Origin of the sequence: Dactylosporangium sp. CA-152071, assembly GCF_050936335.1 — a bacterium.
GTDB classification, from domain to species: Bacteria; Actinomycetota; Actinomycetes; order Mycobacteriales; family Micromonosporaceae; genus Dactylosporangium; species Dactylosporangium maewongense.
The window spans coordinates 1,614,779-1,633,306 of sequence record NZ_JBNJMZ010000001.1 but is presented as its reverse complement, the minus strand read 5'-3'; the positions used below and the strand labels follow the sequence as shown (position 1 = coordinate 1,633,306).

Genomic DNA, 18,528 nt, shown 5'->3' with positions numbered 1-18,528 from the left:
GGCATGACGAACGACTTGACGAACGAGGGCATCGAGTACGACGAGCGTGACGGCATCGCCACCATCCGGCTCAACCGGCCGGACGTGGGCAACGCGCTGTCCCGGCGGATGCGGCCCAGGCTGCGCGAGCTGTGGGCGAGGGTGCGCGACGATCCGTCGGTACGGGTGGTCATCGTCACCGGCACCGGGGACCGGCACTTCTGCACCGGAGCCGATGTCCGCGAGGTGGCCGACACCGGCACGACCACGTCCGGCCAGGGCACGGTGGCCGAGGACATCGTCTGGTCACCGTTGCAGAACCAGGTGTGGAAGCCCGTCATCTGCGCCGTGAACGGGCTGGTCGCCGGGGGCGGGCTGCACTTCGTCGCGGACGCGGACGTCGTCGTGGCCGCCGACCACGCCCAATTCATGGACACCCATGTCAGCGTCGGGCAGGTCGGTGCGGTGGAGAACATCGGCCTGGGCCGCCGGTTGCCGCTGGGCACCGTGCTGCGGATGACGTTGACGGGCAAGGGTTTCCGGCTCGACGCGGCACGCGCGTACCAGCTGGGCCTGGTCGACGAGTTGGTGCCGGCGGCCCAGCTGATGGACACCGCATGGGGCCTGGCCGTGGCCATCGCAGCCAACTCCCCGAGTGCGGTGTCGCGCTCGAAGCAGGCGATCTGGGGGGCCGCCGAACGGCCGCACCAGGAGGCCCTGGAGTACGGCTGGGAACTGGCCCGCCGACAGTGGACCCACCCCGACTTCCTGGAGGGTGCGCGTGCCTTCGTACAGCGACGTCCTCCACAATGGAACGTCGAGGCACCGGCATGAGATGGACCTTCACCGCCGAGCAGGAGCGACTGCGCGACGAGGTGCGGGCGTTCCTGGCCGAACACGTGCACAGACGCGACCCGATGCAGTACTTCCATGGCCGCGGCGGTGCCAGCCGCGAGCTGTACCGCGAACTCGGCCGGCGCGGCTGGCTACGGCTGGCCTGGCCGCGTGAGTGGGACGGGCAGGCCGCGCCGCCCTCGACCGAGTTCATCGTCTGGGATGAGCTGGCCTACGCCCGCGCAGTACGCCCCGACCTGGCCGCCGGGATCATAGCGAAGACCATCATCGGGCACGGCACGGACGAGCAACGGGCCCGCTTCCTGCCCGGTATCGGCCTGGGCGAGATCAGCTTCGCGTTGGGATACTCGGAGCCGGAAGCCGGCTCCGACCTGGCCGGGGTGCGCACCCGGGCGGTACGCGACGGCGACGGATACCGGGTCACCGGCGAGAAGCGGTGGACCTCCGACGCGCACAACTCCGACTACCTGTGGCTGCTGTGCCGTACCCCGGACGACGGTCACACGCTGCTGATGCTCGACCTCACGGCACCCGGGGTGCAGATCCGGCCGATCCACACCATCGACGGGCACCGGCTCAACGAGGTGAGCCTCGACGGCGTGTACGTGCCGCAGGAGAACCGGATCGGTGCCGAAGGCGAGGCGTGGCGGCTGATCCGGGCCGCACTGGCCGTCGAGCGGCATCTGATGGTGCTGCCCGGCCGGGTCCGCCGCGACTACGAGGATCTGCTGCGCTGGTCGGTCGAGCGCGGCTGGTCGGCCGATGCCCGGGTCCGCGCCGACATCGCCGACGTTGCGCTGGACGTGGCCGAGGTGGAGGCGGCCGCCATGAGTACCCTCGCGGCCCTGGAGGCCGGCCATGACGGTGCCGCGCAGGCGGCGCGGGCGAAGCTGCTGGGCAGCAGGACCCTGCAACGCATCGCGCGGCTGCCGTTCGACGTCGGCGATGCCGGGGCCGCCAGCACCGGCACGCCGAGCTTCCTGTGGCACGAAACCTTCATGGAGACCATCGCCGGAGGCACCTCGGAAATCATGCTGGGCGTGCTGGCCCGCGAGGCGCTCGGGCTGGGAGGACGTCGATGACCCTGTACCTGGACGTGCTGGCCGACCACGCGCGGCACGCACCGGACGCGCCGGCGCTGATCGACCCGGCCGGCGAGTACACCTACGCGGAACTGTGGACCGCGATCGAGGAACACGCCGCCGCGCTGCGCGCCCTCGGCGTCGCCCCGGGCGACCGGGTGGTCACCGCGCTGGCACCCGGCGCCCCGCATCTGGCCGCGCTGTTCGGGATCATCGCCGCCGGGGCGGTCGCAGTACCGCTGAACACCCGGCTCGCCCCGCTCGAGGCATACGCCTTCCTGGCCCCGCTCTGCCCGGCCCAGCTGCTGGCCGCCGAGTCCCATGCCGAGCCGGCGGCCGAGCTGGCGGCCAGGCTGGGCTGCGGCTTGGCCACGCTGCCCTCGGCCGGCGCTCCCGGGCCGTTGACCGACCGGATGGCGCTGACTGTCGCGACGCCTGCCTCCTCGTCGTCCTCGTTCCGGGACGAGGCGGCCGCGATGATCATCGGTACCGGTGGCACCACCGGCGAGCCGAAGGGCGCCACCTGGACCCATTCGGCGCTGTATCAGTACGCCGCGTCCTGCCAGGCGCAGATGGAGATCCGGCGCACCGACGTGGAGCTGTACTTCTCCCCGTTCTTCCACATCGCGATCGCCACGGTCGTGTTCGCGACCCTGTACGCGGGCGGCACCGCCTGGCTGCTACCGCGCTTCGACGAGGCCACCGTCCTCGACGCGCTCGCCACCGGCCGGCCCACCCGGCTGTTCGGCGCACCCACCGCACTGCTGCGGCTGCTGGACCATCCCGGCTTCGGCGCGGAACACGGCGCCCCGATCCGCCGGGTGCTGTTCGGCTCCACCTCCAGCGCACCCGACTTCCCTGGCCGGCTGCGCACCGCGTTCCCCCGGGCCCACCTGATCACCGGGTACGGCGCCACCGAGTTCGGCGCGGCGGCCCGGGTGCGCTCCTGGGAACACGAGGACGGCGACGACCGGGGGCTGGGGCGCCCGGTGCCGGGCGCGTCGATCCGCATCGTCGACGACACCGGCCACGACGTGCCACGGGGCAGCGTCGGGGAGGTCGTGGTCCGCACGCCGTGGCAGATGTCCGGGTACTGGGCGCGACCGGAACAGACCCAAACCACTGTGGTCGACGGCGCGATCCGCTCCGGCGACCTCGGCTGGCTCGACGCGGACGGCTTCCTCCACCTGGCCGGCCGGGCCAAAGACATGATCATCTCGGGTGGCGAGAACGTCTTCCCGATCGAGGTCGAGAACGTGATCGCCCAGCACCCGCAGGTCCACCAAGTGGCGGTGTTCGGCGCGGACGACCCGCTGTGGGGCGAACGGGTGGAGGCCGCCGTCGTCCCACATCCCGGCGGTGGCGTGGATCCCGACGCGCTGCGCGAACACTGCCGGGCCGCACTGGCCGGGTACAAGGTGCCCCGCCGGTTCCACGTGCTTGACGAGCTGCCGGTGACCCCGGCGATGAAGGTGGACAAACGTGCCCTGCGGGAGGTCACCCGTGACGCTTGAGGTGGACTACGGCCAGCAGCCGCGGGAGTTCGCGGAGGCAGTGCGTGCGCTGTGCCGGCGCCACGAGGAAGGTTGGCGCCACCTGCCGGGCGACGGGTTTCCCGAGCAGACCTGGCAGGACCTCGCCGACATCGGGTTCCTTGGCCTTGCGGCCGAGGGCACCGAGGTGGCCCGCGAGATCGCCGCCGTCATGGAGGAGCTGGGCGCGCTCGGTTGCCCCGGCCCGCTCTGGGAAACCGTCCTGGCGACCCGCGCCGCCGGCGGACCACCGGCGAACGGCATCGCCACCGTGGGCACCGGCGGTCCGTTGCCCTGGGGACACCGCGCCACCGCGTTCTTCGCGCTCACCGACGACGGCCTCTGGGAATGTGAGCCGGCCGGTGAGGCGGTGCCGGTACGGATGCTCACCGGTGACGGGTGGGCCGAGATGCCGCTGGCGCCCCGCCGTCGTATCTCCGACGAGTGCGGCGCGCTCGCCCTCGGTGACCTGGCGCTCGCCGCGCAACTCGTCGGAGCCGGTACCCGGCTGGTTCGGGACGCGGCCGGGTACGTGGCCACCCGCCACCAGTTCCGTCGGCCGCTGGGCGACTTCCAGGGCGTGGCGTTCCCCCTCGCCGAGGCCGACGTCGGCCTGGCGGCCGCGCATGCCTTGACCAGCCGTGCCGCGACCCGGCTGGCGGACGGCGCGCCGGACGCCGCGCGGGCCGCCCGTGCCGCCGTCCTGTCCGCCGCCCGCGCGGCGCGTACCGCCACCTACCACACCTTCCAGACGTACGGTGCGATGGCGTTCGCTGAAGAGGGTGGTGTGGCCTGGTACGGGCGGCGCATCGCCCAACTGCGCACCCAGGCGCTGGCCCCGTACCGCAGGTCGGCGTGGACCGCCGACGTCTTCGAAAGGAAGTCCCCATGACCGGCGACGTCGTCGTCCTCGCCACGGGTCGCACCCCGTTCGGCCGCTTCGGCGGCGCCCTGCGTAACCTGCCCTTGCCCGAGCTCGGGGCGATCCCGGTGGGCGCCGTGCTGCAGCGCGCCGGGCTGACCGGCGCGGACGTCGACGAGTTGGCGTTCGGGGTGAACTTCCCCGGCTCCGAGCGGTCGGTGGCCCGGCAGGTGCTGCTGCGTGCCGGCATCCCCGAGGAGAAGGTCGCGTACACCGTCGACCGGGCCTGCTGCTCGTCGCTCGCGGCGATCACGCTGGCCAGCCGGGGACTGCGGCTGAACGACACCGCGCTGAGCGTCGCCGGTGCCGTGGAGAACCTGAGCCGGGTGCCGTACTTCGTGCACGAGGCCCGCTTCGGCAACCGGATCGGCGACATCGTGCTCACCGACCAACTCGTCGTCTCCTGCCCGCACACGGGGGTACCCAGGGCGGTGCAGGCCGGCGCCGAGGCCACCGAGTACGGCGTGGACCGCGCCGCACAGGACGACTGGGCGCTGCGCAGCCAGCAACGCTACGCCGACGCGCTGGCCCGCGGCTGCTTCGACGACGAGATCGTGCCCGTGGACGTGCCGGACCGCAACGGCCGCGCCGTCCGGTTGGCCGCCGACGAGGTACCGCGGCCCGCCACCACGGCACAGCAACTGGCTGCGCTGCCGACGGTCTACGGCAGTGCCACGGTGACGGCGGGCAACGCGCCCAACATGAGCACCGGCGCGGTGGCCCTGGTGCTGGCCAGCGAGGAGGAGGCGACGCGGCGCGGCACCACCGGCCTGGCCACCGTCGGCGCCTGCACGCAGGTCTCCGGCGACCCGCAACGCCTGGCGTCGATGCCCGCGCGGGCGGCCCAGCGGGCACTGGCCCGGGCCGGCCTGACGCTCGCGGACATCGACCTGATCGAGGTCAACGAGGCTTTCGCCGCCGTACCCCTGGTGACGACGCTCGTACTGGCGGACGGCGACCGGGACAAGGCGCAGCGGCTGCGCGAACGGACGAACGTCAACGGCGGCGCCGTCGCGATCGGCCATCCCACCGGCGCGACGGGCGGCCGACTGGTAGTGACAGTGATCAATGAGCTGCGCCGCCGGGGTGGCGGGCGGGGCCTGGTCACCATCTGCGGCGGCGTCGGCGAAGCCGAGGCGGTCATCGTCACCGTCCGGTGATGCGCGCTGAGGCCACCAGCTCCTACCGCAGTCGACCTGTGGTGGTCACGTCCGGAGTGTCCCAGCTGGCCGGGTCACCGAAGATGAACTCCCCGCCGTGGCGGCGGGGCTGGCCGGCCCAGCTCTCCCGGCAGCCGGGTCGGCGCGGCCCGACGCGGGACCGGTCCGCCCGCAGCCCGGCCAGGACCCGGACCGCCAGATCCCCTCGGTCAGGACGTGGTGCTTCGAGCCCGCTCGCGCGCGGTCGACCGGGCCTTCGAAGCTCGGACCACTTTTTGGCCGCGTCTGGCGGCACGCACCTGGGAGAGCATGAGCGCGGCCGGGTGCAGCACCCACTCGCCGCTGAGCGACGAAGCACAGGCCCGTCGCTACGCGCCTGCTGGGTGTGCGCCGGCGTACCAGGGGTGTACCGCGACCTTGCCGGGGTAGTGCCGAACTCCGGGGTAGTGCCGAGCTCATCGGGTGGTCGGTGCAGCTGCCGCGCTTCCCGCGGCGGAAGCCGGACAGACTACGGCGAAGCCGCTGGGTGGCTTGCCGCTCTCCTTGACTGCGCGGGAGGGCGCGGGCCTCTGAAACGCAGGCCGGGGACCGTTCCATCGGTATTCCGGCCAGTTGCCGAATCGTCGGCGCTGCTGCAGAAAGGACGCTGCCGCTATGAAGAAAGTTCTTATCACTGGAGCCGGGACTGGTTTCGGCCATGAGGTGGCAATGCGCCTGGCTGGAAAGGGATTCGACGTCATCGCCACCGTGGAGATCTGGGCCCAGGTGCAGACCCTCAAGTGGCAGGCCGCTCAGCGAGGGGTGAGTTTACAGGTCGAGAAGCTCGACGTCACCGACGAGGGAGACCGGAGAAAAGCCCTTTCGTGGGACGTCGAGATCCTGGTGAACAACGCGGGTGTCGGGGAGGGTGGTTCGACTGTCGACATTCCCGACCGGAACATTCGCAATCAATTTGAGGTAAACCTTTTCGGACCCCTTCTACTGACGCAGGGAATCGCGAAGCAGATGGTCAAGCGGGGCGAGGGGCGTATTGTCTGGATGTCGTCCCGGGAGGGGCTGAACGTCAATCCTTTCACCGGCCTCTACTCGGCGTCGAAGCACGCGATCGAGGCCATCGCGGAAAGCATGGCGGACGAGCTGCGTGAGTTTGGCATTGAGGTTGCCACCGTCAATCCAGGCCCATTTCTGACCGGATTCAACGACCGCATGTTCCAGACCTGGAAGAGCTGGGAGGACGATGCCTCCGAGCGGCTGTTCGACTACTCGAAACTCGCGTTCCCGCGGGCGCAGTTCGATCCCGAGCCCGTGTACGAGACATTGACTGCCGTCGCCGCCGGTGAGGTGGACAGCTACCGCAACCTGGAACCGGCATCAATGATCGAGGAGACCAAGCGTCTCATCGAGGCGCCATGGCAGCGCCATGTCCGCGACGGACTTGGTACGCGCCCGGAGAAGCTTCAGGCTTCGTTCGACATGGAGCCCGAAACCCCTGTTTCCGTCTGAATCCCGTCAAGGGGCCAGAGGTGCTTGGCGGTCGCCGGACCTGACACTGCTACGGCGGTTCGTACCTTCCGACGCGACCAGCACCTCGTCGACGGTGAGCACGTCTCCCCGGTCGAGGCGCACCGTGACCGGTCCACCGTGGATCCAGACCCGGGCCCGGCGTCGTTGACCTCGACCCGCTCGACGCGATCGACCCGCTGCTCCAGGCGCACGTCGACGCCCGCGTCGCGGAACCACCACCCCGACGGAGTGATCCTGGTCGTGGACAAGGGCTACCGAGACCGGACCACCGAAACCTGGCTCAACGACAACAACATCGATGTCGTCCGACCCGCATACCGCACCGACCCGCCACGCCCCGGACGGCCACTGCTGCGCGCGGTCCGGCAGAACATCGAGTCCGTCAACCAAACCCTCAAAGGCCAACTCGACCTCGAACGCCACGGCGGACGAACCCCAGCCGGCGTCGCCGTCGGGGTACTGCAACGCATCCTGGCCATGACCGCCGCGATCTGGCACAACTGGCACACCGGCCAGCCGATCATGCGATCCCTGACCGCCTACGACCACTGAACCGCAAGCGTCACAGGCCGTACTGCTCCAGCAGGCGCAGCCAGATTTCGCTGACGGTCGGGAACGGCGGCACGGCGTGCCACAGTTGGTCGAGGGGAACCTCAGCGTTCACCGCGATGGTGGCCGAGTGCAGCATGTCTGCCATGTCGGAGGCGACGAAGGTCGCGCCGAGCAGGACCCGGCGGTCTTCGTCGACGACCAGCTTCGCCCGGCCGGTGTAGCCGATGCCGCGGACGATGGCGCCGGCGACCTCGCCGATGTCGTACTCCACGGTGCGGACGTTGAAGCCGTCGGCGCGGGCCTGGGACTCGGTGCGCCCGACCATGCACACCTGCGGCTCGGTGAACACGACCTGGGGCGCGCCCCGGTCGTCGGCGGTGTCGCGCAGCCCTGGCGCGTCCTCGGGCCGGCCGGTGGCGCGGGCGGCGATGACGTCGCCGCAGACGCGGGCCTGGTACTTGCCCATGTGGGTGAGCAGGTTGCGGCCGTTGACGTCGCCGACGGCGTACAGCCAGCCGTCCGCGACGGCGGTGGCCCGCATGCTCGCGTCCACCCGGATCGGGCCGTCGGGGCGCAGGCCGACCGTGTCCAGGCCGATGTCGTATGTCGAGAAGCGGCGGCCGGTGCCGACGAGGAGGTCGTCAGCATCGACCTGCCCGCCGTCGTCGGTGTGCACGGTCACCGGACCGCCCGCGACCGGCCGCTCCACACGGGTGGCCGAGCGGCCGAAGCGCACGTCGATGCCCGATTCCCGGAACGACTGCGCTACCAGGTCGCCGGCGAAGGGCTCGGCCCGGGTGAGCAGCCGGTCGCCGCGCACGAGCACGGTCGTCTCCTCGGCGCCGAGGGAGTGCAGCGCCTGGGCCATCTCGCAGGCCACCGGCCCGGCGCCTATCACGACCAGCCGCTTGGGTACCTGCTGGACGCTGGTCGCTTCCCGGTTGGTCCATGGGCGGGCCTCCCGCAGCCCGGGCACGTCGGGGACGGCGGGGTCGCTGCCGGTGGCGACGACGACGGCGTGCCGGGCACGCAGCGCCCGCGTGCCACCCTCCGGCGTCATGACCTCGGCGCGCAGCGGCCCGGCCAGCCGTCCATAGCCTCGCACGAACGTCGCCGGGAACTTCTCGATCAAGTTCACCTCGTGGCCGTCGTCGCGGTGCGACACCGTCTCGTCGCGGCGGGCCAGCACCGCGGCGGCGTCGATCGGGCCGCGCAGCTGCAGTCCCGGCATCCGGTTCACCTCGGCCGCCAATTCCATCGGCCACAGCAGCGCCTTGCTCGGAACACACGCGTAGTACTCGCACTCGCCGCCGGCCAGGCGCTCCTCGACCACGGCCGCGGTCAGGCCACCCCGTACAGCGCGCGCGGCGACGGTTATCCCGACCGGTCCCGCACCGATCACGATCACGTCGAAAACGTCATTCTTGTTCGCCATGGCGCTCCTCCGATGCTCGAAGTCATGCCTTGTGTGACTTCCCCAGCAGGCTGACTCGAACCCGTGGGTTCGAGTAGGTCCAGTGCCGGCGGACCAGCCGGCGGTGCCAGGCCAGCAGGGTCGCCGGGGTGACGATCCGATGCTTCCCCAGCTCCAGTGGCAGCGCCCGGACCAGCGAGGACAACACCGCCCGTTCCGGTCTGCCGACGCGTGAGATTGATGCTCGTAAACGCTTGACAGCTCCGTCGATGCGGTGGTCCCATCTCTAGCAACTGTCAGGCAACTTGCCTAACAATTCAGGCTTCTCAGGCTTGGAGGCTCGATGAGTTCCGGAGGACCACGAAAGGCAAGACGCTGGATCACCTCCCTGATGGCGGCAGCAGTGGTGGCCGCGATCCTCCCGCTGGCGAAACCCGCGCAGGCCGCCGCGATCCGGTATGAGGCCGAGAGCGCCACGATCTCCGGCGGCACCGTGGAATCGAACCACACCGGCTTCACCGGGACCGGGTTCGTCAACTACGACAACGCGACCGGCAGCGCCGTCGAATGGACCGTCAACGCCGCCACGGCGGGCACCGCGTCGATCGGGCTGCGGTTCGCCAACGGCACCACCACCGACCGGCCGATGGACATCAGCGTCAACGGCACGGTGGTCACCGCCTCGCTGTCGTTCCCGGGCACCGGCAACTGGGACACGTGGCAGACCAAGACGATCACCGCAGCGGTGAACGCCGGCACGAACCGGATCCGCGCCGTCGCGACGACCGCGAACGGCGGGCCCAACGTCGACCGGATCGACGTCGACGTCGCGCCGCCGACCTCGGACTACCAGGCGGAGAACGCGACCGTCTCGCAGGGCGCGGTCGAGGCGAACCACACCGGGTTCACCGGCACCGGCTTCGTGAACTACGACAACGTCATCGGCAGCTACGTCGAGTGGTCGATCCCGGCCGCCACCGCCGGCAACGTCAGCGTCGCCATCCGGTACGCCAACGGTGTCGCTAATGGCGCCAGCGTCGACCGGCCGATGGACGTGACGGTCAACGGCACCCTTGTGCGCAGTGCCCTGTCGTTCCCCAGCACCGGCAACTGGGACACCTGGCAGACGGTGACGCTCACGGTCGGCCTCTCCGCCGGTACCAATCGCATCCGGGCCATCGCGACGACCGCCAACGGCGGACCCAACGTCGACCGGCTCAGCACCGGCGTCCCCGGCGACACCGCGCCGCCGACCGCGCCCGGACAGCCCGTCTGCGGCACCATCACCGAGAACAGCATCAACCTGTCGTGGGGTGCCTCGACGGACAACGTCGGCGTCGTCGCGTACGACATCTACCACGACGGCAACAAGATCAGCGAGGCCGCCGGGAACGTCACCGCGAAGGCCCTGACCGGGCTGCAGCCCAACTTCGAGTACCGTCTGTCGGTCTTCGGCCGCGACGCCGCGGGCAACGTGTCGACGAGCAGCGCCCAGGCGATCTGCCGGACCCTCGCCAGCACCGACACACAGGCGCCGACCGCGCCGTCCGGCTTCGCCACCGCGAATGTCGCCGGCAGCACCGTCGACACGTCATGGACGGCGTCGACGGACAACGTCGGCGTGGCCGGATACGACGTGATGGGCGGCGGCTCGGTCCTCAAGTCGGCCGGCAACGTGACCTCGACAACGGTCACCGGGCTGGCCTGCAGCACCACCTACACGCTGACGGTCGTCGCGCGGGACGCGGCCGGCAACGTCTCCGCTCCGAGCAACGCCCGGACGATCACCACCACCGCGTGCAGCGGTGGCGTGCCGTCCGGCATCACCACCGTCTCCACCGGCTGGACGATCCCGTGGGGCATCGCCTGGATGCCCGACGGCCAGACCGCCATCGCCACCGAGCGCGACTCGTTCAAGGTCTTCAAGGTCACCCTGGGTGGGGCGCGGACGCAGGTCGGCGCCGTGCCGAATACGGTCACCACCGACGGCGAGGGCGGCCTGCTCGGCGTCGCGGTCGACCCGGCCTGGACCACTAACCATTTCGTGTACTTCATGCACACCGCCGCGGAAGGCAACCGCATCGCCCGGATGACCTACAACGGCACGACGCTCACGGCGTACACGTCGCTGGTCACCGGCATCATGAAGAACCGCTACCACAACGGCGGCCGCCTGGCGTTCGGCCCCGACGGCTACCTGTACGCGACCACCGGCGAGGCGCAGACGCCCAACCTCGCCCAGGACAAGAGCTCGCTCAACGGCAAGATCCTGCGGATGAAGACCGACGGCACCGCGGCGCCCGGCAACCCGTTCGGCACCCTCGTGTACAGCTACGGCCACCGCAACCCGCAGGGCCTCGCCTGGGACTCCCAGGGCCGGCTGTGGGAGGCCGAGTTCGGCAACAGCCAGTTCGACGAGCTCAACCTCATCAAGGCGGGCCGTAACTACGGCTGGCCGACGTGTGAGGGCACCTGCAGCGTCTCGGGCATGGAGAACCCGAAGCGGCAGTGGTCGGTGAGCACCGCCTCGCCGAGCGCGATCGCGATCGTCCGCGACGTCGTGTACATGGCGGCGCTGCGCGGCGAGCGGCTGTGGCGCATCCCGTTGCTCGACGCCGAGAACACCGGCACGCCGACGTCGTACTACGTCGGCACGTACGGGCGGCTGCGCACGGTCGTCAAGGTGCCAGGCGCCGACCAGCTGTGGCTGTCGACGACCAACTGCGACAACAACGGCGGTGCCGCCGCCGGTTCCGACCAGATCTTCCGCATCACGATCACCTAGCCATCCCGGAGGAACGATGCGACTCAACAGACGGCGCGCCGCGCTGGCGGCGGGCGTGGTGGCGGCACTGGCGGCGATCGGCCTGCCGACCGGTGTCGCCCAGGCCGCCACGACCACCGCCTACCAGGCGGAGAACGCGACGATCACGAATGGCGCGGTGGAGTCCAACCACGCCGGCTACACCGGCACCGGATTCGTCAACTACGACAACGCCACCGGCTCGTCCGTGCAGTGGTCGGTGACCGCCGCGGCGACCGGCAGCGCGACGCTCAGCATCAGATTCGCCAACGGTACGGTCACCAACCGCCCGATGGACATCGCGGTGAACGGCACGACCGTCGCGTCCGGCGTCGCGTTCAACGGCACCGGCGCCTGGACCACGTGGCAGGAGACGTCGCTCACCGCGACGCTGAACGCCGGCGCCAACACGGTGCGGGCCACCGCGACCACGGCCGGCGGCGGCCCGAACGTCGACAAGCTCACCGTCGTCGAGGGCGGCACCACCGGCCCGAGCATGGCGGTCGCGCCGTACGAGTACTTCGGCTGGGGCAACCCACAGAGCCCGACGTCGGTGATGTCGGCGACCGGCATCAAGTTTTTCACGCTCGCCTTCATGCTCTCCGACGGCGGATGCAACCCGCTGTGGGACGGCTCGCGGCCGCTGACCGGCGGCGACGATCAGGCGAAGATCAACGCCATCCGCGGCGCTGGCGGGGACGTCATCGTCTCCTTCGGCGGCTGGAGCGGCAACAAGCTCGGCGAGAAGTGCTCGTCGGCATCCGCGCTCGCCGGCGCGTACCAGAAGGTCATCAACGCCTACGGGCTCAAGGCGATCGACATCGACATCGAGGCGACCGAGTTCTCCAACGCCACCGTCCGGCAGCGGGTCATCTCCGCCCTGAAGACCATCAAGACGAACAACCCAGGCATCAAGACGTTCGTCACGTTCGGCACGACCCCGACCGGGCCGGACTCCGACGGCGTCGATCTCATCAACAAGGGCGCGGCGGCCGGCCTGAGCAACGACGGCTGGACCATCATGCCGTTCGACTTCGGCGGGCACAGCGGCACGATGGGCGCCGCGTCGGTCAGCGCCGCCAACGGCCTGAAGAACGCCGTCAAGAACGCCTACGGCTACAGCGACGCGGTGGCCTACACGAGGATCGGCATCTCGTCGATGAACGGCGTGACCGACGAGTCCGACGAGACGGTCACGCTCGCCGACTTCCAGACGATCCTGGCGTACGCACAACAGCACCACCTGGCGCGCCTGACGTTCTGGTCGGTCAACCGCGACCGGGCCTGTGGCAGCGGCTCCGACGCCGATTCGTGCAGCGGCGTCTCGCAGGCGGCATACGCGTACACCAAGATCTTCGTCCAGTACACCGGCTGAGAAGGGAAGCCCATGAGACGCAAGCAGCTCGGTCTGCCGGTAGTGGTGCTCGGGGTCGTGGCGGCGCTGACGTCGCCGGCGACGCCGGCGGCAGCGGCCGCGACCCGCTACGAGGCGGAATCGGCCACGATCTCGCAAGGCGTGGTCGAGTCGAACCACACCGGATTCAGCGGAACCGGATTCGTCAACTACGACAACGTCGTGGGCTCGTCGGTGCAGTGGTCGGTGACCGCGGCCACGGCCGGTGCCGCCACGATCGTCCTGCGCTACGCCAACGGCACCACCACCAACCGGCCGATGGACATCGCCGTCAACGGCACGGTCGTCGCGGCGGCCACGGCGTTCGGCAGCACCACGAACTGGGACACCTGGCAGAGCAAGACGATCACGGCGACCCTGAACGCTGGGACCAACACGATCCGGGCGACGGCCACGACGGCGAACGGCGGTCCCAACGTCGACTGGCTCAGCGTCGACGCGGGCACCACCCCGCCGACCGGACCGGCGGTGCCCTTCGGCAGCCACCTCTTCCCGTACCAGGCCGGCACGCTGAAGCCGACCGGCTCACAGTCGACCCTGGACCAGGCCGTCGTCACCTACTACAACAAGTGGAAGGCCGCGTTCGTCAAGCAGAACTGCGGCAACGGCTGGTACGAGATCATCTCACCGGACGCCGATCACCCGTACGTCGCCGAGGCGCAGGGCTACGGCATGGTGATCGTGGCCACCATGGCCGGCGCCGACGCGAACGCGAAGACCGTGTTCGACGGGATGGTCAAGTACATGCTGGCGCATCCCTCCGTACACAATCCGGATCTGCTCGCGGCCGAGCAGGATACGGCCTGCAAGAGCGTCAACGGTTCCGACTCGGCCACCGACGGTGACCTCGACGTCGCGTATGGGCTGCTGCTCGCCGACAAACAGTGGGGCAGCGCCGGAACGTACAACTACAAGCAACTGGCCATCAGGCACATCAACGCGATCAAGGCCAACGAGGTCAACCCCACGACACACCTGCTGCTCCTCGGCGACTGGAGCACCCCGGGCGACAGCCTCTACTGGACCACCCGGCCGTCCGACTTCATGATCGACCACTTCCGCGCGTTCAGGGCTGCCACGGGCGACACGGCGTGGGACACGATCCGCACCGCGCACCAGAACCTCATCACCAACCTGCAGGCCCAGTACGCGTCGGGCACCGGGCTGTTGCCGGACTTCGTGGTGAACACCAACACCACACCGAAGCCCGCGCCCGGCGAGGTGCTCGAGGACCCGAACGACGGCAAGTACTTCTGGAACTCGTGCCGCACCCCATGGCGGATCGGCGCGGACGCGGTGACCAGCGGCGACGCCGCGTCGCTCGCCTCCGCCCGCAAGCTCAACACCTGGGTGCGCGGCAAGACCGGCGGCAACCCGAACAGCATCGCGGTCGGTTACTCGCTGAGTGGATCGGCGATCTCGTCGGGCAGCGAGCCGGCGTTCTTCGCACCCTTCGCGGTGGCGGCGCTCACCGACCCCGGCGGCCAGGCCTGGCTGGACGCGCTGTGGACCAAGATGGTCAACACCTCGTTCACCAGCAACGACTACTACTCGACGAGCATCCAGTTGCAGGTGATGATCGTCGCCAGCGGCAACTTCTGGGCGCCCTGACCGCACACGGCCGGGCCCGGTGTCCCCAGCGGGCACCGGGCCCGTCCGCTCGTCAACGAGGCCGTGGCCGAGTTCACGGCCGTGCACAAATCGCCGGCAAGGCGATCACCATCGACAGCGGTGGCATCGACCTGGCCGACTGGGCGTACGCCATGCGCGGCGTGAGCGGCGACGACGTGGTCACCATCAAGACGAACGAGGGCACGTTCAACCAGTCGCCCGGCAACGGCACCGCCGAAGAGCTCGACCAGACCACCATCAACCTGCTCACCGCCGTCCGCACCGACCGGGTCAAGGGCTTCCTCGCTGCCCACCCTCAACTGGTCGCCGGCGGCTGACCGGCCGGCGTCGTGAAGGTCAGCGGGACAGCCGGATCGCGGCGTGCATTCGTGAGGACGAAACCTGAGTGGCCCGGCTGGTAAACGATTCGGCCGCTGCGGCAACCGTAGTGTGTGCTCTCATCCAACCTACTGTCCGCGCGGCTGAGTCGGCGCCGGTTCGTCGGCGGCGCGGCGGTCGCCGGCGTGGCGCTGGCCGCTGGCTGTGCTCATGAAGATGACGATGCCTTTGGCGCTGGTGTGCTCGCGGGCGGGCCGGCGGAGCAGTTCACGTCGCCGACGGCCAAGCTTTCCGGGGCGCTGCGGATCCTCGCCTGGAGCCATTTCGTGCCGACGTACGACCGCTGGTTCGACGGTTTCGTCCGTCGGTGGGCCAGCCAGGTCGGCGTCGACGTCACCGTCGATCACATCGACCTGGGCCAGATCACGACCCGGGTGGCGGCCGAGATCTACGCCGGTCGGGGGCACGACCTCATCCAGTACGTGGCGCCGCTGCCGCAGTTCGAACCGGCGGTGCTGGACCTCACCGACCTCGTCCGGGAGGCCAACCGGCGGTGGGGCCCGCAACTGGAACTGTGCCGGCGGTCGAGCTTCAACCCGGCGACGAACCGGTACTTCGCCTACGCGCCGGGCTGGGTGCCGGATCCCGGGAACTACCGGCGTTCGATGTGGTCGAAGATCGGCCTGCCCGACGGCCCCTCGAGCTGGGACGAACTGCTGCGCGGCGGGGCCGAGATCCGCCGCGCCACCGGCGTTCAGCTCGGGCTCGGCATGTCACAGGAGCTCGATTCGAACATGGTCGGCCGCTCCCTGCTGTGGTCGTTCGGATCGTCCATTCAGGACGCCGAGGGGCGGGTCACGCTCGAGGCGCCCGAGGCCGTGGCGGCAGTGGAGTTCATGACCAGGCTGTACCGCGAGGCCATGACCGACGAGGTCTTCTCGTGGATCCCCAGCTCCAACAACCAGGGGCTGGTCGCCGGCAAGCTGTCCTACATCTGCAACTCGATCTCTGCCTGGCGGACCGCGCAGCGCTCCACTCCGGCCGTCGCGGCTGACATCGACTTCGTGCCGGCGTTGGCCGGCCCGGCGGGCGCCACGGCCGCGCACCACCTCGTGCACAACTGGGTCATCCCGAAGTACGCCACCGGGGCCGCCGCCGGACAGGAGTTCCTGTTGCACTACACCGCGAACTTCGCCGCCGCCACCTACTCGTCGATGCTGTACGACCTGTGCGCCTGGCCCGGCCGTACCCCGGAGCTCGCGACCTGGCTGCGGCGCGACCCGTTCCGCGCCGACCCGCCCGGCAAGCTCGAGCTGCTCGTCGACGCCGCCCGGTGGAGCGCCGACCTGGGCCATCCCGGCACGGCCAACGCCGCCGTCGGGGAGGTCGCCAGCAGCTTCGTCATCCCAGACATGTTCGCCCGCGCGGCGCGCGGCGAGGTCAGCGCCGCGGTCGCGGTCGCCGACGCCGCGGCGCAGGTCCGGTCCGTCTACGCCAAATGGCAGGCCAGGGGACTGGTGGCCTGATGGGAAACCACGCCTTCCCGACGCGCGGGCGCAGCGCCCGCGATCGCGCGCTGGCATCGCTGTTCGTCGTGCCGACCGTCGCCTACGTCGCCGCCCTGATCCTCGGGCCGGTGGTACTGGCCGTCGCGTTCGCCGTGTCGGACGTGACCGTCGCCGATCCGACCTTCGACTGGGCCGGCCTGGCCGGCATCGAACGTGTGCTGGGCGACCCGGTGTTCTGGCGAGCGTTGCTCAACACGTGCATCATCACCGCGGCGACCACGTCGCTGGCGGTGGTCGGCGGGAACGTGGTGGCCCGGCTGATGTTGGCCCGGGTGTACGGACGTTGGCTGGTGCGGCTGTGCGTGCTGCTGCCCTGGGTCACCCCGGTCACCGTGTCATCGGTCGCGTGGCTGTGGATGCTCGATTCGGTCTACTCGCCGCTGGACTGGACCGGTCGGCAGCTCGGTCTGCTCGGCGCGGGGGAGAGCGTCAACTGGCTCGGCCGGCCTTCGACGGCCATGGCATCGGTCGTGGCGGTGCAGGCGTGGCGGCTCACCCCGCTCACCGCCGTCATCATCATGGCCGGGCTCGTGGCGATCCCCCGCAACATCTACGAGGCCGCTCGCGTCGACGGTGCTGGCCGCTGGCTGCAGACCCGGTTCATGACGGTGCCGTTGACGGCCCCGATCGTCGCGGTCGCGGGCCTGTTCTGCGCGGTCCTCACGTTCAGCGACATGGCGGTGGTGCGGGTGCTGACCAACGGTGGGCCGACCCATGCCACGGAGGTGCTTGCCACGCTGGCGTTCCGCCGGGGCATCGACGGCGGTGATGTCGGCCAGGGCGCTGCGGTGGCCCTGTTCCTGCTGCCGGTGCTGCTGGCCGCGACGCTGACGATCCTCGGCCTGGTGCGCCGGATGGTGGCCCGGTGATCCCCGTGCGGCGCGCCGAGCGGGCGCGGCGGCGGCAACGGCTGGGTGGCGTGGCTGTGCACGCGGCGGCATACGCGGCCGCGTTGCTGGGCGCGGGGCCGTTCCTGTGGAGCATGATCACCGCCGTGAAGCTCAACCGGGACCTGTACGACCCGGCGCACAGTCCCTTGTGGTTCAACGCCCCACCGACCGCCGACCACCTTGCGTACCTGTGGCGGCACACGGCCTTCCCGACGTTCGCCTGGAACACGCTGTGGATCGGCGCGGCGGTGGTCGTGGCCACCCTCCTGCTCGCCACGCCGGCCGGCTACGCGCTGGCGCGGCTGCGGCGGCCATGGGCCGGCCGGCTCGGCATGGCGATCTTCCTGTGCTATCTCGTCCCGCCGAGCGTGCTGTTCCTGCCGCTGTCGCGGCTTGTCGCCGCCATCGGCCTGCAGGACTCGGACTGGGCCCTGGTGCTGGTCTACCCGACACTGACCGTCCCGGTGTCGGTCTGGCTGATGATGGGCTTCTTCAGCGCCATCCCGCTGCAGGTCGAGGAGCAGGCACTGGTCGACGGCTGTACCCGGTTCGCCGCCTTTCGCCGGGTCGCGCTGCCGCTGGCGGTGCCCGGGGTGGTCGCGGTCGTCGTACTCAGCTTCGTCCTGTGCGCGAGCGAGTACCTGTACGCGATCGCGTTCGTCTCTCCCACCGCCGGGAAGGTCGTCTCGACCGGGATCCCCACCGAGCTGATCCGCGGCGACCTGTTCTACTGGCAGTCCCTGCAGGGCGCCGTCGTGCTCGTCGCGGTGCCCGTCGCGGTGGTCTTCAACCTGTTGCTCAAGCGGTTCGTCGCGGGGTTCACCGCGGGCGCGGTGACCGTGGGCTGACCACGGCGGAACGCCGCCAGTGGCGGCTACGGTGG

14 protein-coding genes and 1 pseudogene are annotated in these 18,528 nt (G+C 70.3%); 14 read left to right on the top strand and 1 reads right to left on the bottom strand.

Annotation, left to right across the window (positions count from 1 at the left end):
- Window positions 1-3 precede the first annotated feature (3 nt).
- The 7 genes and pseudogenes from ACQEVZ_RS06990 to ACQEVZ_RS06960 form a co-directional block, all read left to right on the top strand.
- The gene (locus ACQEVZ_RS06990; RefSeq protein ID WP_433362872.1) at window positions 4-813 is read left to right on the top strand and encodes an enoyl-CoA hydratase/isomerase family protein; all 810 of its coding nucleotides are present in this window, start codon (window positions 4-6) and stop codon (window positions 811-813) included.
- On the top strand, window positions 810-1,916 hold the full coding sequence (locus ACQEVZ_RS06985; RefSeq protein WP_433362869.1) for an acyl-CoA dehydrogenase family protein: 1,107 nt from the start codon (window positions 810-812) through the stop codon (window positions 1,914-1,916). The genes ACQEVZ_RS06990 and ACQEVZ_RS06985 overlap by 4 nt, the downstream gene beginning before the upstream one ends.
- Entirely contained in the window at window positions 1,913-3,430 is a 1,518-nt protein-coding gene (locus tag ACQEVZ_RS06980) for a class I adenylate-forming enzyme family protein (RefSeq protein WP_433362866.1), read from the top strand. The genes ACQEVZ_RS06985 and ACQEVZ_RS06980 overlap by 4 nt, the downstream gene beginning before the upstream one ends.
- Complete coding sequence (locus ACQEVZ_RS06975) at window positions 3,420-4,340, top strand: acyl-CoA dehydrogenase family protein (protein ID WP_433362863.1); 921 nt, start codon at window positions 3,420-3,422, stop codon at window positions 4,338-4,340. The genes ACQEVZ_RS06980 and ACQEVZ_RS06975 overlap by 11 nt, the downstream gene beginning before the upstream one ends.
- Window positions 4,337-5,530, top strand: coding sequence for a thiolase family protein (locus tag ACQEVZ_RS06970; protein WP_433362860.1), 1,194 nt, complete (start codon window positions 4,337-4,339; stop codon window positions 5,528-5,530). Before ACQEVZ_RS06975 ends, ACQEVZ_RS06970 begins: the two co-directional genes overlap by 4 nt.
- 654 nt (window positions 5,531-6,184) lie before the next feature.
- Complete coding sequence (locus tag ACQEVZ_RS06965) at window positions 6,185-7,033, top strand: SDR family oxidoreductase (protein WP_433362857.1); 849 nt, start codon at window positions 6,185-6,187, stop codon at window positions 7,031-7,033.
- A gap of 234 nt (window positions 7,034-7,267) precedes the next feature.
- Window positions 7,268-7,606 (top strand): annotated as a pseudogene (locus tag ACQEVZ_RS06960) (IS982 family transposase); the annotation flags it as partial.
- Between the two features lie 10 nt (window positions 7,607-7,616).
- On the opposite strand, the gene ACQEVZ_RS06955 reads toward ACQEVZ_RS06960, so the two are convergent.
- Window positions 7,617-9,041, bottom strand: coding sequence for a dihydrolipoyl dehydrogenase family protein (locus ACQEVZ_RS06955; protein WP_433362854.1), 1,425 nt, complete (start codon window positions 9,039-9,041; stop codon window positions 7,617-7,619).
- A 370-nt stretch (window positions 9,042-9,411) separates the two neighbouring features.
- Here ACQEVZ_RS06955 and ACQEVZ_RS06950 point away from each other — a divergent pair, with 370 nt between their 5' ends.
- From ACQEVZ_RS06950 to ACQEVZ_RS06920, 7 genes are all read left to right on the top strand, one after another.
- Entirely contained in the window at window positions 9,412-11,805 is a 2,394-nt protein-coding gene (locus ACQEVZ_RS06950) for a PQQ-dependent sugar dehydrogenase (protein ID WP_433362851.1), read from the top strand.
- Window positions 11,806-11,821: 16 nt separating this feature from the next.
- Entirely contained in the window at window positions 11,822-13,198 is a 1,377-nt protein-coding gene (locus ACQEVZ_RS06945) for a CBM35 domain-containing protein (protein ID WP_433362848.1), read from the top strand.
- Window positions 13,199-13,210: 12 nt separating this feature from the next.
- On the top strand, window positions 13,211-14,848 hold the full coding sequence (locus ACQEVZ_RS06940) for a glycosyl hydrolase family 8 (protein WP_433362845.1): 1,638 nt from the start codon (window positions 13,211-13,213) through the stop codon (window positions 14,846-14,848).
- Between the two features lie 161 nt (window positions 14,849-15,009).
- Entirely contained in the window at window positions 15,010-15,186 is a 177-nt protein-coding gene (locus ACQEVZ_RS06935; RefSeq protein WP_433362842.1) for a hypothetical protein, read from the top strand.
- A gap of 240 nt (window positions 15,187-15,426) precedes the next feature.
- Window positions 15,427-16,713, top strand: a complete 1,287-nt coding sequence (locus tag ACQEVZ_RS06930) for an ABC transporter substrate-binding protein (RefSeq protein ID WP_354893851.1) — start codon at window positions 15,427-15,429, stop codon at window positions 16,711-16,713.
- On the top strand, window positions 16,713-17,624 hold the full coding sequence (locus ACQEVZ_RS06925) for a carbohydrate ABC transporter permease (RefSeq protein WP_344513899.1): 912 nt from the start codon (window positions 16,713-16,715) through the stop codon (window positions 17,622-17,624). The genes ACQEVZ_RS06930 and ACQEVZ_RS06925 overlap by 1 nt, the downstream gene beginning before the upstream one ends.
- Window positions 17,621-18,493: a carbohydrate ABC transporter permease gene (locus tag ACQEVZ_RS06920; protein WP_433362837.1), complete on the top strand. Its 873-nt coding sequence runs from the start codon at window positions 17,621-17,623 to the stop codon at window positions 18,491-18,493. Before ACQEVZ_RS06925 ends, ACQEVZ_RS06920 begins: the two co-directional genes overlap by 4 nt.
- Window positions 18,494-18,528 lie beyond the last annotated feature (35 nt).